The sequence below is a fragment of the Neorhizobium alkalisoli genome (genome assembly GCF_002968635.1).
Lineage (GTDB): Bacteria > Pseudomonadota > Alphaproteobacteria > Rhizobiales > Rhizobiaceae > Neorhizobium > Neorhizobium alkalisoli.
In genome coordinates this window covers 121,270-140,464 of the sequence record NZ_PVBN01000001.1, presented here as the reverse complement: position 1 = coordinate 140,464, position 19,195 = coordinate 121,270, and the positions used below count along the sequence as shown (strand labels likewise).

Annotated in this window: 18 protein-coding genes, 1 tRNA gene, 2 pseudogenes and 1 riboswitch; of the genes and pseudogenes, 9 read left to right on the top strand and 12 right to left on the bottom strand. The window is 58.2% G+C overall.

What is annotated here, in order from left to right:
* Positions 1-43: 43 nt before the first annotated feature.
* From C5L13_RS00705 to C5L13_RS00685, 5 genes are all read right to left on the bottom strand, one after another.
* A complete protein-coding gene (locus tag C5L13_RS00705) occupies positions 44-958 on the bottom strand; it encodes a hypothetical protein (RefSeq protein WP_158693358.1) in 915 nt (304 codons plus the stop codon).
* A 113-nt stretch (positions 959-1,071) separates the two neighbouring features.
* Positions 1,072-1,755, bottom strand: a complete 684-nt coding sequence (locus C5L13_RS00700) for a hypothetical protein (RefSeq protein ID WP_105381353.1) — start codon at positions 1,753-1,755, stop codon at positions 1,072-1,074.
* 191 nt (positions 1,756-1,946) lie between these two features.
* Positions 1,947-2,204 carry a helix-turn-helix transcriptional regulator gene (locus C5L13_RS00695; protein ID WP_105381352.1) on the bottom strand — a complete coding sequence of 86 codons (258 nt, stop codon included), beginning with the start codon at positions 2,202-2,204 and terminating at the stop codon, positions 1,947-1,949.
* A 125-nt stretch (positions 2,205-2,329) separates the two neighbouring features.
* The gene (locus C5L13_RS00690; RefSeq protein WP_105381351.1) at positions 2,330-3,334 is read right to left on the bottom strand and encodes a hypothetical protein; all 1,005 of its coding nucleotides are present in this window, start codon (positions 3,332-3,334) and stop codon (positions 2,330-2,332) included.
* A gap of 85 nt (positions 3,335-3,419) precedes the next feature.
* Positions 3,420-4,643, bottom strand: coding sequence for a tyrosine-type recombinase/integrase (locus tag C5L13_RS00685; RefSeq protein ID WP_105381350.1), 1,224 nt, complete (start codon positions 4,641-4,643; stop codon positions 3,420-3,422).
* Between the two features lie 211 nt (positions 4,644-4,854).
* Between C5L13_RS00685 and C5L13_RS00680 the strand changes: the two genes are divergently transcribed.
* From C5L13_RS00680 to C5L13_RS00670, 3 genes and pseudogenes are all read left to right on the top strand, one after another.
* Positions 4,855-5,268 (top strand): hypothetical protein, encoded by a 414-nt coding sequence (locus tag C5L13_RS00680; protein WP_205836802.1) that lies wholly within the window; start codon positions 4,855-4,857, stop codon positions 5,266-5,268.
* A gap of 100 nt (positions 5,269-5,368) precedes the next feature.
* Positions 5,369-6,238 (top strand): glycosyltransferase family 2 protein, encoded by an 870-nt coding sequence (locus C5L13_RS00675; RefSeq protein WP_105381349.1) that lies wholly within the window; start codon positions 5,369-5,371, stop codon positions 6,236-6,238.
* Between the two features lie 68 nt (positions 6,239-6,306).
* Positions 6,307-6,584, top strand: a pseudogene (locus tag C5L13_RS00670) (hypothetical protein).
* A gap of 10 nt (positions 6,585-6,594) precedes the next feature.
* Here the strand turns inward: C5L13_RS00670 and C5L13_RS00665 are convergent.
* Positions 6,595-6,668 (bottom strand) — tRNA-Gly (locus C5L13_RS00665).
* A gap of 111 nt (positions 6,669-6,779) precedes the next feature.
* Positions 6,780-7,874 (bottom strand): 2'-deoxycytidine 5'-triphosphate deaminase, encoded by a 1,095-nt coding sequence (locus tag C5L13_RS00660; protein ID WP_170117181.1) that lies wholly within the window; start codon positions 7,872-7,874, stop codon positions 6,780-6,782.
* A gap of 72 nt (positions 7,875-7,946) precedes the next feature.
* Positions 7,947-8,025, top strand: a riboswitch (SAM riboswitch).
* A gap of 43 nt (positions 8,026-8,068) precedes the next feature.
* Here C5L13_RS00660 and C5L13_RS00655 point away from each other — a divergent pair.
* The 3 genes and pseudogenes from C5L13_RS00655 to C5L13_RS29455 form a co-directional block, all read left to right on the top strand.
* The gene (locus C5L13_RS00655; protein ID WP_105381348.1) at positions 8,069-9,253 is read left to right on the top strand and encodes an O-succinylhomoserine sulfhydrylase; all 1,185 of its coding nucleotides are present in this window, start codon (positions 8,069-8,071) and stop codon (positions 9,251-9,253) included.
* Positions 9,254-9,406: 153 nt separating this feature from the next.
* Complete coding sequence (gene apaG / locus C5L13_RS00650; protein ID WP_105381347.1) at positions 9,407-9,799, top strand: Co2+/Mg2+ efflux protein ApaG; 393 nt, start codon at positions 9,407-9,409, stop codon at positions 9,797-9,799.
* A 277-nt stretch (positions 9,800-10,076) separates the two neighbouring features.
* Positions 10,077-11,908 (top strand): annotated as a pseudogene (locus C5L13_RS29455) (methyl-accepting chemotaxis protein); the annotation flags it as partial.
* A gap of 73 nt (positions 11,909-11,981) precedes the next feature.
* On the opposite strand, the gene C5L13_RS00640 reads toward C5L13_RS29455, so the two are convergent.
* From C5L13_RS00640 to C5L13_RS00630, 3 genes are all read right to left on the bottom strand, one after another.
* Positions 11,982-12,968: an Hsp33 family molecular chaperone gene (locus C5L13_RS00640; protein ID WP_105381346.1), complete on the bottom strand. Its 987-nt coding sequence runs from the start codon at positions 12,966-12,968 to the stop codon at positions 11,982-11,984.
* 188 nt (positions 12,969-13,156) lie between these two features.
* Complete coding sequence (argF, locus tag C5L13_RS00635; protein WP_105381345.1) at positions 13,157-14,074, bottom strand: ornithine carbamoyltransferase; 918 nt, start codon at positions 14,072-14,074, stop codon at positions 13,157-13,159.
* 51 nt (positions 14,075-14,125) lie between these two features.
* Positions 14,126-15,322: an aspartate aminotransferase family protein gene (locus tag C5L13_RS00630; protein ID WP_105381344.1), complete on the bottom strand. Its 1,197-nt coding sequence runs from the start codon at positions 15,320-15,322 to the stop codon at positions 14,126-14,128.
* A 406-nt stretch (positions 15,323-15,728) separates the two neighbouring features.
* Between C5L13_RS00630 and C5L13_RS00625 the strand changes: the two genes are divergently transcribed.
* From C5L13_RS00625 to C5L13_RS00615, 3 genes are all read left to right on the top strand, one after another.
* Positions 15,729-16,262: a GcrA family cell cycle regulator gene (locus tag C5L13_RS00625; protein WP_105381343.1), complete on the top strand. Its 534-nt coding sequence runs from the start codon at positions 15,729-15,731 to the stop codon at positions 16,260-16,262.
* A gap of 203 nt (positions 16,263-16,465) precedes the next feature.
* Entirely contained in the window at positions 16,466-16,903 is a 438-nt protein-coding gene (locus tag C5L13_RS00620) for a PACE efflux transporter (RefSeq protein WP_105381342.1), read from the top strand.
* Between the two features lie 144 nt (positions 16,904-17,047).
* The gene (locus tag C5L13_RS00615) at positions 17,048-17,704 is read left to right on the top strand and encodes a DUF6766 family protein (RefSeq protein WP_105381341.1); all 657 of its coding nucleotides are present in this window, start codon (positions 17,048-17,050) and stop codon (positions 17,702-17,704) included.
* A gap of 26 nt (positions 17,705-17,730) precedes the next feature.
* Here C5L13_RS00615 and phoB read toward each other — a convergent pair whose 3' ends face one another.
* Entirely contained in the window at positions 17,731-18,414 is a 684-nt protein-coding gene (gene phoB / locus C5L13_RS00610; RefSeq protein ID WP_105370536.1) for a phosphate regulon transcriptional regulator PhoB, read from the bottom strand.
* A 26-nt stretch (positions 18,415-18,440) separates the two neighbouring features.
* Positions 18,441-19,154 (bottom strand): phosphate signaling complex protein PhoU, encoded by a 714-nt coding sequence (phoU, locus tag C5L13_RS00605; protein ID WP_105381340.1) that lies wholly within the window; start codon positions 19,152-19,154, stop codon positions 18,441-18,443.
* Positions 19,155-19,195 lie beyond the last annotated feature (41 nt).

Below are 19,195 nucleotides of genomic sequence, written 5' to 3'. Positions count from 1 at the left end.
AAGACGTAGCTTGCCAACCGAAGCTCGAGGGTGCCAAAACCATCTACCTTTTCGTCGGTGTTAAATTCGCCGCAGTGACAGCCTCTCTGATCGCTTTATCTCGGCAAACTCGCTGTTTTCGGAGGGCCCTTCGGGCCGTCTTAAATGCAACGCTCTTTATGTCCTTCCCCGCCCCACTTGCAAAGCAAAGTGAACGCAATGGACGCGAGCCCATAGCGAGCGTGACTCTCGCGATTGATCCGGGCCGGATCGGTCGTTTTCGGTTCATCCAAGTGGTTCCGGGTACCTTAAAAATTTCTCCGGTTGCGGGATCGATTACGTCTCGGGACAAGGGGTAGGCGGTATATTCAGATAAACACCCCTTTGCCATGTATATGACGCGGCCTAGGGCTTGCCGCCGCGACAACGCACGATAGTGGAATGCGTCCCGTCCCGGCAGAAAAGCCAATTCCGCTTTGTTGGTGCGGTCCCGCTGCTTGATGACATCGGGTTCAGTCACGTTCCAAGTTAGGAGATGTGCATGCCAGACGGCGTGAGGTTTGTGTCCGGCCTTGAGAAACGGTGAGCGATAATAATAGGCAATTTCCCAGAACCCTATATAGTCGCCATCACCGATAATGCTCTTTATCCAGGCCCTGCCCTCCGCCGTTTTGAAACGGTTCGCTTGATCGAGCGTGACCGAAAATTTCTGGGAGATGAGCGTTACGAAGAATAGCTTGCCGATTTCCTCACGCTCCCAAAGAGCTTGCGCACCCTCATAAAGTACTCGAACTAGAGCCATCCGTGAGACCGCATTAATCGCTTTAAGCGATTCAGCGCGTCTTAGTGACAAATGCTTCTTCATTCGAGGGTTGAATATGTGTCTTCCTAGTTTCGAAACCCTGTATCGTCGTAGGGTATCATCTAGCTCGCTATGTTGCTTATCGAATTCATCTAAGGTGATAACTGGTTTTCTCATCGCTCTATCCTAAGCAACAGGCACAGGGCTTCGTTCAGGCGGTGTGCCTGTTGCATGGTTGATAATTTTTGGGGTGGTAAAACGTGTACTACAAGGGGTATCGCGACCGCCCACTATTCAGCAGGCGGAAACTTCTTTCCGTCAACGGCACGCCATTTCTTAAAAGCCACGGCGAACTGTTTGAGCGAAGGATAGCCGTTTTCTTTCGCCGTACCTGCTAAGATTGTCGCTTGAACTTCGGCGGCACCGCCCTCTTCGAAACGAACAAGAAGAATTGCGTCCAGGCCGACGCCACCTCGTTCTGCGATCACTTTCGTGAAGCGATTAGGCATGAAAAAGACTGGGAGGTGCTTTGCCTGCTGAACATTCTGCTGCTTCAGCTTTTCGATGCCGCCTGACGCCTTGATTACATTGGGTACGTCGCTCGGTGCAACCTTGCTGATCCAGCACCCTTCCAATGCCTTCTTGTAACGATAGGCAGCTTGGTTCGACGAGGTTCCATCGAACCCCACGGCGTAACGTACCGCGTATCGCAAGGCATTTTCACGATGGGAATCGATAGGCTTGGGCCGCTGTCGAAAAGACATCCATTCCTCTTGCTCGCAGAAGGTTTGCCACTGATCTTTATCGTGACTCAACACGATGGCAGCAGCGTAAACCTCCCCTAGCTTTTGCCGCAGGCTCTCGTCTGTGCTGTCAAGCAGGTTTGTCATGTCCGTGCGAATGGACCGCAAAAACGCGCTGGCATCGCTCTTCAAGAGGTTGTCGATTTTTTCTGTTGGCGTCGAAGTTGTCATTTCGGTGTTCCTTATATTGGTGAAGGCAGGTCGACGTGCGCCGACATCCACGAAGGTTTTTCAAACGAACCCGCGTCCCGGGCGAGTGCTAATAAGCGATTGCAGGCACTACGCCGGTAGCGGCTGGTGATCTGGCTGGGTGAGGTCGAGGGCGTGGTTCAGTGCATCTTGCGCCTACAGGGCGGAGCCGACTAAAGTGCACCCAGTTCGATCTTGGCGAGCAGGGCGCGGATGTCTTCGGCGCGCCATACCGTCACCCTTGCCGATATTTTACGGGGCTTAGGAAACTTGCCGTCCTTCACCCCGGCCCAAAAGCCTGATCGGCTGATAGGCAGCGGTCCATTGGGCCCAAGGATTTGCTTCAAGCGAACGTAGCCGCTTTCAGGAAAAACATGCCCGCCATCGGGCTCGTCGCTGCGCTTCGTGACGTCAGAAATAGTGTGGGGCATCGCTGTCTCCTTGATGCGTGTTGATCACGACGAGGAAGATGACAGCTATGATGGCTGTTTAAAATATTGCGCTTTGCTATGGACAATAGGCATCAGAATGGACACCAAACCTAAAGTAATTACAGTTAGTTAACTGACGGATTCCGAAACTTCTTACGGAATTGCGCAGCGATGATGCGCTCTTCCCGATCATCGTTGATTCTCGGAGGAGCGAAAGGCTGCGGCTCGACGCCAGCTAGGATACGCATTGTCGTGCGCTGGAGGTGGTTGGGGTCCATCTTGGCAAAAACATGGTCGCTGACGTATCTTGCCCGCCCGACCCACGTTGCGAATTGCTTCTGGTGTTCTCGATAATGAAAATCGCCGGCGGAGATAATTTGAAGAAGGCTCTTTCTGCCGACCTTTACGGTTGAGGCCGCATAGACCAAAGCCACTGTTTGCTTCGACTCACTCCAACGTTGATGCAAGAGGGAGCGCGATACGTAGTGCTGCTTGTAGTCGGCGTCACCCAATCGCTTCTTCCACTCGGCTAAGACGGTGACTGCTCGGTTAAGGCTAGGGGCAAAATCAAACTCAGGATCTTGGTATCTGTCTGCACCGTAATGCAAATATGTCATTGCCCGCACAACAGTGTTAATCTTTTTTGCTTCAGCATCAAAAAGTATATCAACCGAATCTTTGCTATCGTGTCTTGTGAATGCTTGGTATCCTCCGAACGGATGATAGATATCCGCAAGGAAATCAAAACCCACGAGCACATAGCGAGCGACAATATCTCGAGCTAGAGTAACTGGTTGATCTGCGAAGCCCGCTTCCAACTCAGCGTCGTCTAGATGCTCCAGTATGGCGTGGGTCATAAAATTGACGCTCAACCCATTAGTTTCAGGGAAAAGTGCCCAGCCAACAAATCCAGCGGCAAGCACCTCCTTAAAGCCGGGGTACTTTGGTTCGGGAGAAAGTAAGATCTTCAAGACATCTGAAGCCTGAAACGTCTTTCCCAGTGCGAGATCTTTGAAAGATTTTTCCGTGGCTGCTTTTGTTATCCAATCACGCTTTGAAAGCAGACCCTCGATCGCTCGAACGGCATCGTTCACTTCTTTTGATTTAAGGATCTCACGTAGCTCGACCATTCACCCATCATCTCCCGGCGCATTTTTAAAAGATCGCCGCGACGATAAGCTGCTTCGACTCCGTTTTCGATAGGGGATTGTCAGCTCAGGATTTCAGCAACTGGTCAAGATGTTCATCCCAAATCAGCAATGCCGCTTCGATGCGGCTGTCAAGATTGGGACGACTGTAGTGCTTGATGAGGGTTCTTGTATCCTTTCCTCCCCGCCGATGACCGACCACAGCTGCGATCGTTTCAAGCGGGACGCCAAGTTCATCCAGGCCCGAGACAACTGTACGCCTGAGGTCGTGGGTCGTGAAATGCTGAATCGGGCGCGTTCGATGGTTCAGTGCGAGACCGATATCGTCGGATCTAAGTGTCCGACTTTTATCCAGTATGCGGAATAGCGCTCCCTTCGGTTCGGGTTCGAGGAGGCCTTCAACTATCGACCGAGCCCGCCCTACCAATGGTCGAGTATGGGACTTTTTATTTTTTGAACGTTCTTCGGGCAGGGTCCAAAATAGGCGCCCTCCCTCAAACCAAATTTCCGACGTCTCGATTCCTGCGATTTCGCCAACACGGGCGCCGGTCAGAAGTTGCAACTTCAAAACCCTAATGGTGTCCGGCGGCATGTTGTCGGCGCCATCCTCTAACCAAAGCCAGAGCTTTTTGATTTCATCACGGCTCAAAACTCGGTCACGCGGGGCGCCAGTGCCGTAGGAGGGTAATCCTTGGACAGGGTTTGTCTCCACATATCCCTTGGCAACGCCCCATCTGAACATCGCGTCTATTACCTGTCGACGTTTTTCTGCCTCCCTTGGAAACTCGACTGCTACAGGGTCCAGAAGGGACGAAATGTCTCGCCGAGTTAACGATTGCGCCGGATTGGTCAGCTTCGCCGCAAGTGCACGCTTGAGACGCCTACGAATTTCTTCCGCTGTTCGTAGCGCTCCTCCCTTACGATTAGGATTGGCGATATCCTTACCATAGCTATCGATCAAGGCAGAAGTCTTGGTCAGGTTCTCCCGTGCCTCCCGACTGGCACGCTCTTCAGCTATAAGGTTCGTTCCCGTCCTTGCTGCTTTTACGATCGCCGCCGCTCGCTCTCTTGCGCCAGCTAAGTCGAGCCCATTTCGCCCTTCGTGGTCACATCGGCCCAAAGAAGTACTGAGCAGCTTCCCGTGTTTGATCCGGACCGTGACATTCCACGTGAGTTTCCCATCAGGCGCAACACGTAAACGGAGTCCATCTTGCTTGGCGTCGCCCACATAGTAAGCCGTTGCTGTCGGCTTCAGCGCGGCGATCGTTAACGCTGTAAGGGCCTTCTTCATAGTCTCTCCTTAAAACGACAACCAAGCATAGCAACACTATAGCAACAAATCGACTGGATTTAGCTGGACAAATATGATCTCCGTAATCCGACGCTATAGGTGAAATTCTTATATCATATTGATGATAAATAATATTTTCCATTGCAGCTGGATCAACATATCCATTCTGGACAATTGACCAAAAGGCTGGCTGCAGACCTGGCTGGTGCTGATGCGCAACCCCCGCCGTCTTGCTCGGGAGATGGGACTGAAGGCTTTCTGCACTTTCCAGCTGATGATCGGAGGCATGCTGGTCTCCTCGCTCCTGCATCCCCTGGTCATCGTCTTTGCCGGCATCGGCGCCTATTCCATGCTGGAAGCACCGACCGGCGATATCCCGACCGGGATGCTGTCGCTGTTCGTGATCGACATGGTCAATATTCTCGGCAGCTATCTGGTTTTCCTGGCATTGGGGCTGAGCTCGATGATAGAGCACGAGAAGCGGCTGATCGGCCGGCGCTGGATCGCCGTGCCCCTCTACTGGCTGATGACGTCGGTCGCAGCCTGGCAGGCAGTCCTGGAACTGAGGTCGAAACCATTCGTCTGGAACAAGACGCCGCACCAACCCAGCAACAGGAAAATGTAGGGTCCTCGGCGCAACCCGCCCAACTGCCGCCTGCCTTTTGCGCTTACCAGCGGGCATGATATATGCGCAGCGCAGCCCGGCCGCCGAGGATAAGAACAACATGGAAAAAGCGAAGCTCGTCGTCGTCTTCCCGATCTACAATGGCGCCCAGACGATGCGCAAAAGCCTGCAATGCATCGCAGACCAGGACTTTTCGGATTTTCGCGCGATCATCGTCGACAACAAATCCACGGACGCAACGCTGGAAATCGCCCGTGAATTCTGCACCAAAGACAGTCGTTTCGAGGTCATCGAACAGGAACGCCATCTCGGCGTGATCTACAACTTCATCTTCTGCATCAAGCTCGGCGCCGAGAAGGGCGAATATTTCTGCCTGCGGGCCTGCGACGATCTATCGACGAGCGATTACCTGTCCGCGCTGCTCCATGCGCTGGAGCAAAACCCGGACAAACTGCTGGCCGTCGGATCGTCGGAGCGGATCGACGCGGACAAGACGCAAATACTGAAACCGGAACCGAACATATTCAATTTTCAGGAGAATGCGTCGCAAGGCAAGGTGCCGCGCGGCCTGAGGTTTCCTTCCGAATGGTTCTACGGGGTCTACAGGTCGGCAGGCGGCGCGGAGATCCTGCTGGAAAGATGGCCGGCTCTCGGTGGTCCGTGGTGCGCAGCCTCTTATGCCGTTGCCGAATTCGTCATGCGTGACCTGATCGTCTGGGTGGACGGGCCGATGTATATCTTTTTCCGCGGCTCGGAATCCGAACAGCTCTACGCGGCGAAATCCATCACCCACAAGATCCAGCAGCGCTGGCTTTACGCGGTCGGATGCTATCGCGTCGTCGACAAGCTTCCACCTCTTTCCTGGAACACGCGCCGGAAGATATTCAAGATGGCCTGGCGAGATGCCCGCGGGAAGACGAACTATCGCATCCGCAGACATGTGCTGCACAAGATACGGTCGCTTTTCTGAGAGTTATATGGGGAACATTTCCGGGCCTCCGGACGTCAGATAGCTGACTCTGACAATGGAGGCGTGAGATGCATACCTACTACCGCTATAGTGGAGCCGATCCGGCTCCCGGCGCTCTGATCATCACGTTCTACCATTCAGGCGACCAGATCCGCGGCTTCATCCGCAAGGTGGCCGAACCTTCGGAAGCCGACATGATTTTCCCCGGCGAGGAAATGGAGCCGGAAGCGGCCTTTCGCATGGCCGAGAGCAAGAGCCCAAGAGCCGCGGTCCCTAGCAACACCCGATCTACGTGGAACTGGCCGAGGGGCTGGAATGGAACCCGGCATGGAGCAGACTGATCTGAAGGATGAAGCTGGAGCGGGTGAAGGGAATCGAACCCTCGTATTCAGCTTGGGAAGCTGCTGCTCTACCATTGAGCTACACCCGCTTTTCGCATGCCGCCCCAGAGCGAGAACCGGTTTCGGGGCAGCTGCATCCGTAGAAGGACAAGTCGAGACTTTCAACAGATGAGGCCGGCTGTCAAGCGGTGCCCTGTGGCTCAGGCGCGAAAATGCTTCGAGAGCTTCAGGCCCTGCGCCTGATAGTTGGACCCCATACCCGTTCCATAAAGACCTTCCGGCTTTTCCTGCATGTGCTCATAGACCAGCCGCCCGACGATCTGGCCGTCCTCCAGGATGAAGGGCACCTCGTGGCTGCGAACCTCGAGCACCGCGCGGCTGCCTCGGCCGCCGGCGGCTTCATGGCCGAAACCGGGATCGAAGAAACCTGCATAGTGGACGCGGAATTCACCCACCAGCGGATCAAAAGGCGTCATCTCGGCCGCATAGAGCGGCGGTACATGAACCGCCTCGCGCGAGACGAGGATGTAGAATTCGTCCGGATCGAGAATGAGTTCGTTACGGCCGCGGCTATAGAGCGGTTCCCAGAAATCGAAGATGTCGTGCTGGGCTTTCTTGTCGACGTCGACGACAGCCGTGTGATGCTTGCCGCGATAACCGATCAGGCCTTCCTTGTCGCCGGTAAGCTCGATCGACAGGGCGATACCGCCGCCTGAGACATTCGGGTTGCTTGCGGCTACGAGTACCTCGTCCTTGTGGAGCTGCAGCAATTCCGGCTCGCTCAAAAGAGCATTGCCCACCCGGAACCGGATCTGCGACAGGCGCGAGCCGCGGCGAACGACGATCGGAAAAGTGCGGGGCGAAATCTCGAGATAGAGCGGACCGGAATAGCCGGTCGGGATCTTGTCGAACTCCTGGGCGTAGTCGGTGATCACTCGGGTGAAGATATCTAGACGGCCGGTCGAGCTTTTCGGATTGGCCGAGGCCGACATAGTGGCCGGCAGGTCGAGGCGTTCCATCAGCGGCACGATGTAGACGCAGCCGGTTTCCAGAACCGCTCCTTCGGAAAGGTCGATGACATGCAGCTTGAGGCGATCGAGCTTGTCGGAAACGAGGCTCGTCGGGCCGGGCATGAAGCTCGCGCGGACGCGAAAAGCCTTGGCGCCCAGGCGCAGGTCGAGGCTCGCCGGCTGGATCTGGTCCCGATCGAGCTCGCGCTCCGAGATCAGCCGTCCACTGTCGAAAAGCGCCGCGATTTCGCGGTCCGCCAGAATTCCTGTTTCGCGAGCCATCATGTCTCTCTCAAGTTTCGAGGCGACAAAACCAAATGCGAGCCATTGACGCAAGCGGGACGCGGCGCTATGCCACTCTTATCCCGTGGTGATTTGGCCGGTCGGCTTGCAGCCACGTTAAATAAGTGGCTAAAAAGACCGGGTGCGAAACCGGTCTGCTTTTGCGACCGGTTTTTTTGTTCTTGATGGGGACACGCATGACTAACAAATGGCGCCCGGCAACTCAGCTCGTACATGGCGGCACGCTGCGCTCGCAATATGGCGAAACCTCGGAAGCGATCTTCCTGACCCAGGGTTTCGTTTATGACACGTCGGAAGCGGCGGAAGCACGCTTCAAGGGTGAGACCGACGGCTTCATCTACGCCCGTTACGGCAGCCCCACCAATGACATGTTCGAAAAGCGCATGTGCGTGCTGGAAGGCGCCGAAGATGCGCGCGCCACGGCGTCGGGCATGGCCGCCGTCACCGCCGCGATCCTCTGCCAGCTGAAGGCAGGCGACCATATCGTCGCGGCGCGCGCTCTCTTCGGCTCCTGCCGCTGGGTGGTCGAGACGCTCGCTCCGAAATACGGCATCGAATGCACGCTGGTCGACGGCCGCTACCTCGAAAACTGGGAAAAGGCGATCACGCCGAAGACCAAGGTGTTCTTCCTGGAAAGCCCGACCAACCCGACCCTCGAAGTGATCGACATTGCCGGCGTTGCCAGGCTCGCCAACCAGATCGGCGCCAAGGTCGTCGTCGACAACGTGTTTGCGACCCCGCTCTTCCAGAAGCCGCTGGAGCTTGGCGCGCATATCGTCGTCTATTCGGCGACCAAGCATATCGACGGCCAGGGCCGTTGCCTCGGCGGCGTCGTGCTTTCCGACAAGGCGTGGATCGACGAAAACCTGCATGACTATTTCCGCCACACCGGGCCGGCCATGTCGCCGTTCAACGCCTGGACGCTGCTGAAGGGCATCGAGACGCTGCCGTTGCGGGTCAAGCAGCAGACGGAGAGCGCGTCGGGGATCGCCGACTTCCTCGCCGAACAGAAACAGGTTGCGCGGGTTATCTATCCCGGCCGCAAGGATCATCCGCAGGCCGATATCATCGCCAGGCAGATGACGGGCGGTTCGACGCTTGTCTGCTTCGAGCTGAAGGGCGGCAAGGAGGCAGCCTTCAAGCTGCAGAACGCGCTGGAGATCGTCCGGATTTCCAACAATCTCGGCGACTCCAAGAGCCTGATCACCCATCCGGCCACCACGACCCACAAGAACCTGACGGATGAGGCTCGCGCAGAACTCGGGATTTCGGCCGGCACCGTCCGCCTGTCCGCCGGCATCGAGGACACAGAGGACCTGATCGAGGACTTCGCCAAGGCACTTTCCAGGATTTCGGCCTGACGCAGTTATGGTAAATCCGGTCTTGCCGGATTTACCAACTTAGTTATCCCTAACTTCAAGAAACGCTCACACTCGCTTGTTCAAACCGCGAGAATTCTTGACGTTTCCGCCGCTCTGTACAATATCGACTAAGTAACCATTCTCAGGTGCCGCATGTATCGCGCCCGTACAAGAGACATAGAAGTTGCCGTCGAGCCCTACTATCTGGAGGAGCAATCCAATCCGGAAGAGAGCCGCTATGTCTGGGGTTACCGCATCGTCATCGAGAACCATTCGTCCCTGACCGTTCGGCTCGTTCATCGCTACTGGCACATCACCGACCAGAACGGTCTGGTCGATGAGGTGGAAGGCCCCGGGGTCATCGGTGAGCAGCCGCGACTGGAACCCGGCGACTCCTATGAATATTCATCCGGCTGCCCGCTCGACACGCCCTCGGGCATGATGTTCGGCCATTACGACATGCAGACCGATGAGGGCGAGACTTTCCAGGTGACAATTCCCGCCTTTTCGCTGGATTCCCCAGGCCTCATGCGCGTTCTCAACTAGGGGCCGTCCTCGCTGGACGGCGCAAAGGACGGCACCTGGGCATCCGGTTTCTCACGCCGCGGGCCGGACCTTTGTCCGCCTCCCAAAGATGCGATCGTCATCAGGGCAAATTTAGCCTTATCTTAATTTTTGTGCAATTTATTCAAAATGAACGAAGCGGCACCGCCGCTCGCATGATGCGCTCGTCACCAGCCTGCCTGAGGCATTTCCCTCCCCCATTCCCAAACCACTGTCCTGTGGTCGTCGGCACCGACGACATGGGCGACAAGGAACTTCCATGCTTGCAAGAATTGGAATCAAGGCGAAGATTCTCTCCGTATTGCTCCTGCTTGGGCTGATCTCCCTTTCAGGCCTCGGCTATATCTCGCTGCGGTTCAGCCAGGCGAACCAAACCTATCACGGCTTCATCACCAATGAGAGCAAGGCTGCTGTGCTCGGAGCACGCGCCGCAGCGGGCATCTGGACCGCCGTTTCCATGGCTGGTCGCCTTATGGAAGTTCCTCCGACCGCACCGAACTATCAGCCGATGAAGGACAAGGTCAACGGCGACTTCAAGACTGCCATGGAGCGCTTCCAGATGATCGGCGAAATGGTGCCGAGCCGGAAGGAGGCGATGGCGAAGATCCTGGCGATCGTCGGCGCGGTGAAGACCAATTTCGACAAGGCAATCGAGCTGTCTGCCGCGGGCGACAAGGCTGCGGTTCAGGAGATCCTTACGCAGAACGATGAACTCCTGAAACAGATGTCGTCCGAAACGGGTTCCAACAATACCGTGATGATGGATTTGCTGACGTCGGGTGGCGACAGGATGTCCGCGTCGGTCCACTCGACGATCACCACCAGCATCGTTGCGTTGAGCATCGGCGTGGTGCTCAGCATCGCGCTGGCAACCTACGTATCGCATGCCGGCATCACCGCGCCCATGGCGCGTCTTCGCGCCCGGATGACGACGCTTGCGGAGGGCCAAACGAGCGAGGAGATCGAAGGCATCGACCGAGCCGACGAGATCGGCCAGATGGCCGCTGCCGTCGCGATCTTCCGTGCCAACGCCATCGAGCGCACCAAACTTGCCCAGGAGGCCGATTCCACCCGTCAGATGGGCGAGACGGAACGGCTCCAGCGCGACGCCGAAAAGGCAAAGGAAGCGGCTTGCGTGCAGCATGCGGTCGATGAACTGGGCGCGGCGCTCAACCGCCTGTCCGACGGCGACCTTGCCTACCGCATCGAGACGCCTTTCCAGGGTCAGATGGACAATCTCCGCCGCAACTTCAACAATTCGGTCGATAAGCTGAACCAGGCGATGAACAGCGTCGGCACCAACGCCTCCGCGATCAATGCCGGCGCCACCGAACTGCTGAACGCGGCCGACGACCTGGCAAAACGTACGGAACAGCAGGCCGCCTCGGTCGAGGAGACCGCCGCTGCTCTGGAGGAAATCACCACGACCGTCAAGGACGCGGCCAAGCGCGCTGAAGAAGCAAGCCATCTGGTGCTGCGGACCAAGGGCGGTGCGGAAGTCTCCGCGGCAAGGTCGTCAACGACGCCATCGACGCCATGCGGCATATCGAAAAGTCATCGAACGAGATCGCCAACATCATCGGCGTGATCGACGACATCGCCTTCCAGACCAACCTCCTCGCGCTCGACGCAGGGGTGGAAGCCGCTCGTGCGGGCGATGCCGGCAAGGGTTTCGCGGTCGTCGCCCAGGAGGTTCGCGAACTTGCCTCCCGTTCGGCAAATGCTGCCAAGGAAATCAAGACCCTGATCACCGCTTCCAGCCAGCAGGTACAGTCGGGCGTGGATCTGGTGGTGCAGACCGGGACTGCGCTGCAAAAAATCGTCGGCGAAGTCCAGGAGATCAACCGCCACGTCCAGGCGATCGCCGAGGCATCACGCGAGCAGTCGCTCGGCCTGCAGGAGATCAACACCGCCGTCAACACGATGGATCAAGGCACCCAGCAGAACGCCGCGATGGTTGAAGAGTCGACGGCGGCAAGTGCAGCGCTGGCAAGCGAGGCCCGGAGCCTGACCGAAATGCTCGGCCAGTTCCGCCTCTCTGCGGCAGGCGCCTACCGCCAATCGACTGCCTCCGGCTCACGCCGCGCGGCTTGAAAATCAAAAAAAATGCGGCGGTTCCGTGCAGGACGGAACCGCCGCATTGCATGACTTCAAAGCGGCTCGTTCAGGCCGCGGCGAATTCCGCCACTTCGTAGTGATAGGTGGTCGAGCAGAATTCGCAGGTGACGGCGATATGGCCGTCCTCCTGGCTTGCTTCAATCTCTTCGGCCGTGAACCCGTTCAAGACGCTTTTGATCTTGTCGCGCGAACAGCTGCAGCGATCATGGACCGTTTGCGGCGCGTAGACGCGAACGCCGCGCTCATGGAAAAGGCGGAAAAGCAGCCGTTCGATTGCGACCTGCGGGTCGGTCAATTCGTCCGTATCGATCGTTTCCACCAGCGAACGTGCTTCGTTCCAGGCGTCGTCGATCACTTCGGTGTCACGTTCGTCGCCATCACCGCCATGCAGATCCGGCTGCCGCATGCGCTCCGGCGCCTGGGGCAGAAACTGCGCGACCAGGCCGCCGGCCCGCCAGTTATGGCGTGGCTTGCCCTCCGCATCCCGGTCGAAGAGCTCGGCGACCCCGAGGCGTACCTTCGTGGGGATCTGCTCCGACTGGCGGAAATAGACGCCGGCGATCTCTTCAAGCGACGAGCCGTCGAGCGGCACGATGCCCTGATAGGGCTGCATGCCGCGACCCTGATCGATGGTGAACGCCAACACGCCCTGCCCCAGAAGCTCCGGCGGAGAGGTGCGGCCGTCCTTGATCGCGTCGGCCAGCGCGTCTTCGTCATAACGGGCATAAGCGCGCAGACTGTCGGGCGTCGAAAAATCCGCAACCAATAGATCGACCGGGCCGTCGCCCTTGGTCTGAACGGTAAATTTGCCATCGAACTTCAAGGACGTACCGAGCAGAGCGGTCAGCACGATCGCCTCCGCCAACAGCCGGGCAACCGGCCCCGGATATTCGTGACGGCCGAGAATAGTGTTCAGCAACGGACCGAGCTGCACGGCGCGTCCGCGCACATCGAGCCCTTCTACCTGGAAGGGAACGACCCGGTCGTCTCCGGCAAAATGAAGATCGTTCAGGTTCACAGTCGCTTCCGCCATGACTTCGCTCCTTCGCGCCGAGCCCTTACAACTTTTACACAAGCGCCGGCCAGAGCGGAACCTCAGGCCGGAGGAAAAGACGTCGACGAAGTGTGTTGAAACGCCGGTCGTCTGAAAACACGGCGCAAATGATAGCCGGTAGATGGGCCCGGCTCTTCTGAAAATCAAGATTTGGCCGGTGACGGCATTCAGACGGCGCCGAAACACCAGGCGAGGATGGATTTCTGGGCGTGCAGCCGATTTTCCGCTTCATCGAAGACGACCGATTGCGGCCCGTCGATGACTTCATCGGTGACTTCCTCGCCTCGGTGGGCGGGCAGGCAGTGCATGAAGAGCGCGTTCTCATCCGCCCGCTTCATCAATTCGCCATTGACCTGGAAGGGTTGGAAAACGTTGTGACCGCGAGCCTTGTGCTCCTGGTTCATGGAAACCCAGGTGTCGGTGACGACGAGATCGGCACCCGCGACAGCCCGTTCGGCATCGTGGCACAGCATGATTTCGCCGCCGTTGTTGCGTGCCCAGTTCAGAAACTTGTCATGCGGTTCGGATCCCATCGGCACGGCCATGTTCATGCGATAGCCGAACCGCGCGGCCCCCTCGACAAAGGAATGGAGCACATTGTTGCCATCACCCGTCCAGGCGAACGTCTTCCCCGCGACCGGGCCGCGATGTTCTTCGAACGTCATCAGGTCGGCCATAATCTGGCAGGGATGCGTATCATCCGTCAGGCCGTTGATGACCGGTACGGTTGCGTGTTCGGCAAGCTCCAGCAGGCGAGAATGATCGGTGGTGCGGATCATGATCGCATCGACATAACGGGAAAGAACCTTCGCGGTATCGCCGATCGTTTCGGCTCTACCGAGCTGCATTTCCGTGCCGGAGAGGAAAAGGGTTTCCCCGCCGAGCTGACGCATGCCGACATCGAAGGAGACGCGGGTGCGGGTGGACGGCTTCTCGAAGATCATCGCCAGCATCTTGCCAGCCAGAGGTTTTCCCGCCGTCCCGGCCTTGGTCGCCTGTTTGCGGGTCTTGGCGTCTTCCAGGATCACGCGCAGGTCTGCGGAGGAAACGGCAGAAAAATCAAGAAAATGCTTCGGTGATGCCATTTTGGTTCCCTGTCGAGAGGGAACCAGAAACGGCGCCCCCTTCCTACCCTCTCAGGCCGATTTTTTCATCAACGACGCGGAAAGCTTTTCCGCTGCCTTTTCGATACGGGCAAGCCCTTCTCGGGCCTCCTCCGCGGTAACCGTAAGCGGCGGCAGCAGGCGCACGACGTTGTCGCCAGCCGGAACACCCAACAGGCGCTCGCCACGCATTGCACCGACCAGATCGCCCGCCGGGACTTTCGCCTTCATGCCGAGCAGCAGGCCCTCGCCGCGAATTTCCTCGATGATCTCGGGGAAGCGGTCCTTGAGACTGGCCAGACCCTGACGGAAAACCAGCGAGACGTCGCGAACATGATCGAGGAAGCCCTCTTCGAGGACGACATCCATCACCGCGTTGCCGACTGCCATGGCAAGCGGATTGCCGCCGTAGGTCGTGCCGTGGGTGCCGGCGGTCATGCCGGATGCCGCTTCAGCCGTCGCCAGGCAGGCGCCGAGCGGGAAGCCGCCGCCGATACCCTTGGCAAGCGCCATGATATCCGGCGTCACGCCCGACCATTCATAAGCAAACAGCTTGCCAGTACGGGCGACACCGCACTGCACCTCGTCAAAGACAAGGAGGATGCCGTTGTCGTCGCAAATCTTGCGCAGCGCCTGCAGGAATTCCTTGGGTACAGGACGAATGCCGCCCTCGCCCTGGATAGGTTCGATGAGGATCGCGGCCGTCTTTTCGCCGACCACCGCGTTCAAGGCAGCGAGATCGCCAAAGGGAACCTGGTCGAAACCTTCAACCTTGGGACCGAAGCCCTCAAGATATTTTGCCTGTCCGCCAGCGGCGATGGTCGCCAGCGTGCGGCCGTGGAACGCGCCCTCGAACGTGACGATATGGAACCTCTCGGGGTGGCCCTTCACATATTGATAGCGGCGGGCCGTCTTGATGGCGCATTCCAGCGCCTCGGCTCCGGAATTCGTGAAGAACACCTTGTCCGCGAAGGAATTGTCGGTCAGGCGGCGGGACAGCGTCTCCTGACCCGGCACTTCATAAAGGTTCGACGTATGCCAGACCTTCTCCGCCTGCGCCTTCAACGCCTCGACGAGATGCGGATGAGCATGCCCCAGAGAATTGACGGCAACGCCGGCGCCGAAGTCGAGATATCGCTCCCCGCCTTCCGTCACGAGCCATACGCCCTCGCCACGTTCAAAACGCAACGGGGCCCGGGCAAAGGTGTCGAAAAGCGTGGCTTCAGCCATGGCGACATCACTCCTCTAGGCAGTTCAAAAGACCCGACAAACGAGCCTGAAAAATTAAAAATGCCGCCCAATGGGCGGCCAGCTGCAGTATCGATGTTTAGGCCCCGGATGTCAATAAAGCTCGGCGTTCTGCCGGGCTACAACCGAAAACAGGCGGCGCCCGCCCATGTGACAAAAATGACTCTTCCCGACAGCAAGTTGGGGAAAACCAAGAAATCGATTCTCTGCGAATCCTGCGACTCTTGCCACGGAGTCAGCCTCACACTAGGTTAAAGATCAATTACTAGACTGCATGCGGCGGAACTAGTCACCTCAAACATATATGTAGTGTGTGCTGCGGAATGATGTCTGCGGCAAAGGTGGAAGGATTCTGCATGCCGATAACGTTCAAAGGCGGAGAACGGGCATGAATTGGACAGACGAGCGTGTCGAGAAACTCAAGAGACTGTGGTCGGAAGGTCTGAGCGCCAGCCAGATCGCCGCTCAACTCGGAGGCGTAAGCCGCAATGCCGTGATCGGCAAGGTGCATCGCCTCAGCCTGCCGGGCCGCGCGAAAGCTGGAGGCACTGTCGCTACGGGCCGCACCGCGGCCAAGCGGACGACTTCAGCGCCTCGGGCCCCGAATTATGCATCCCGCGTCGCGACCCGGACAGTTGCCCGTGCTGTCGGCGCGACCGTGGTTAAGGAAGAGATCGAAGTCGAAGCCTTCGAGGAGATGGAATATCGCCCCGCTTCCAACGTGGTGGTGCCGATCTCCCGCCGCCTCGTGCTGACCGAGCTCACGGAACGTACCTGCAAGTGGCCCGTCGGCGACCCGCTGAAGGAAGACTTCCATTTCTGCGGTTGCGAATCTCCGGATTCCTCGCCCTATTGCAGCTACCACGCTCGGCTTGCCTATCAGCCGATCCATGATCGCCGCAGGGCTGCTGCCCGGGCATAAGACTATATCCCGAGACGGGAGTTGAAGCGGGCTGCGGCCCGCTTTTTTCGTTTTGCATGGCAGCTATGCCCGCCAGAGCTTGCCTCACCGCTCTTCAGCGCCTATCTCAATGGGTGCGAGGACGACCTCCCCCTCATGGGCATCACTCCGGGACGACCCGGCCGAACAAAGGGCTTTTAGATAAAGGCTCCTTGGAGGTTATCATGCGCTCCACACTCGACCGCATCCGGCACGCGATCAGCTTCGAATTGATCGGGCTCGCTCTTATCACGCCACTCGGCGCTCTAGCTTTCGACATGCCGGTCGAAGATATCGGGATCGTGGGGGTTGGCTCTGCCACCCTGGCGACGGGATGGAACTATCTCTACAATATCGGTTTCGACCACCTGATGCGGCGGCTGATCGGCAGCACGCAAAAGAGCGCTGCCGTGCGCATAGCACATGCGATACTGTTCGAACTCGGTCTGCTTATCGTACTGCTGCCGCTGATCGCCTGGTATCTCGACGTGAGTCTCATTCACGCACTGACGATGGATATATCCTTCGCGGTCTTCTACGTGATCTATGCCTTCGTCTTCAACTGGGCCTACGACCGGCTGTTTCCGCTGCCGGAATGGTCCAAGGAAGCTACCGCGGGATAACGATCCCTCGACGCGTCAGCATGGACGCCAACCCACGCACGATCATAGGGCAACGCTCTGTTTTTGCTAGCAGAACTGGCGTGGAACGTTCTATGTCGTCAGCCGTTGATGCGGGTATCCGCATCACGGTTTGAAGGTTCGATCATGTCTTTCCTGCGGGCTAACGGTCTGACGATCGTGCTGATGGTGGCGGCACTCGCCACTGTCGGCGGTACGTTTATTTCCGGGTGGAGCGTTCACAACGACGAACTCACCGAGCACGGGCAGGCGGCACTCTCGGCTGCGAGCTATCTCACCTCCGGACATTTCCTCTCCGCCATCTTCGAGAACTGGGAAAGCGAATTCCTGCAGATGTCCGCCTATGTGATGCTGACGGCGATGCTCTATCAAAAAGGCTCGGCGGAATCGAGGGACCCGGATGAGCCCAGCCCGCAGGACGAGGATCCGCTCAAGCATCTTAACGACCCTGAGGCGCCGTGGCCGGTAAAGGCAGGCCCTCTCATTCGCGGGCTCTATTCCTATTCACTCGGGATTGCGCTCGGCCTGCTGTTCCTGCTCACATTTGTGCTGCATCTTCGCTACAGCTTCGAAGCTGCCAATGTGGAAGCGGCCATGCACGGGCAGCCGACAATGCCTTTCTGGCAATATCTTGGAGACGCACAATTCTGGTTCGAATCCTTCCAGAACTGGCAGTCGGAATTCCTGTCGACCGCGGTGCTCGTGGTGCTGTCGATCTTCTTGCGCTTCAAGGGGTCACCGGAATCCAAGGCCGTGGCCGACCCGACCAGCAAAACCGGCTGAACGGACAGCGCCCCAACGGTTGGTATTCAGGATTCCATCGAATAACCGGCGCCGCGAACCGTGCGGATGACATCCTGCATGTTGGAGAAGTTAAGCGCCTTGCGTAGACGCCCGACATGCACGTCAACCGTGCGCTCATCCACGTAGATATCGTGCCCCCAGACGCCATCCAGGAGCTGGGAGCGGGAAAACACCCGACCTGGCGAGGCCATCAGGAACTCCAGCAGGCGGAATTCCGTCGGTCCGAGGCGGACCTCCCGGCTCTTGCGATGCACACGATGCGTCTCGCGATCGAGCTCGATGTCGCCGCAGCGCAGCACGCTGGACAGCACTTCCGGTCGGGCACGCCGCAGCATGGCCCTGACGCGCGCCATGAGTTCCGGCGTCGAAAACGGCTTCACCACATAGTCGTCCGCACCGGTCGCGAGGCCACGAACGCGTTCGCTTTCCTCGCCGCGGGCGGTCAGCATGATGATCGGCAGGCGCTCGGTCTCCGAACGCATGCGCAAACGGCGGCAAAGCTCGATGCCCGAGACGCCGGGCAGCATCCAGTCGAGGATCAGGAGATCCGGGGTCCGTTCCTGGAGCCTGATTTCGGCTTCGTCGCCGCGCAGGATCGTCTCGACCTCATAACCTTCAGCTTCCAGGTTGTAGCGAAGAAGCACGCTCAGTGCTTCTTCATCTTCCACCACAGCAATTTTTGGCAGCATCTCAGCTCTGCTCCGTCAGCATTCCGTCATTCGGTGATCGCACCCAGCGTATTCGACGTATCGTCCTTCGGGCGCTCGCCTTCCAGCTGGGCGCCCGTCGTCATGTAGTAGATCGTCTCGGCGATGTTGGTGGCGTGATCGCCGATGCGCTCGATGTTCTTGGCGCAGAACAGAAGATGCGTGCAGGTGGTGATGTTTCGCGGATCCTCCATCATATAGGTGAGGAGTTCCCGGAACAGCGAGGTGTACATCGCGTCGATCTCTTCGTCGCGGATGCGGATCGCTTCGGCCTTTTCGGCCGAGCGGCTGGCGTAGACATCCAGCACTTCCTTGAGCTGAACAAGCGCCAGATCAGAGAGATGCTCGATGCCGCGCGCAAGCTTGCGCGGCACGCCGGTGCCCTGGACGGCGATGACGCGCTTGGCGGTGTTCTTGCCAAGATCGCCGACGCGCTCGAGGTCGGCGCCGATGCGCAGGGTACCGACGATCTCACGCAGATCCGCAGCCATGGGCTGGCGTCTGGCGATCGTGACGATGGCCTTGTCCTGGATTTCGCGTTCGGCATGATCCAGGATGACGTCATCCGAGATGACCTTCTGGGCAAGTGCCGAGTCCGAATTGACCAGCGCGCGCACGGCATCGCCGCACATTTGTTCTGCAAGCCCGCCCATTTCGGAGATGCGGCGGCTCAGATATTTCAGTTCGTCGTCATAGGCCGACAGGATATGGGTCGATGCCATCGTCTAGTCCTCGAAATTGGGTTGTCAGGCGGCGCAGTCGG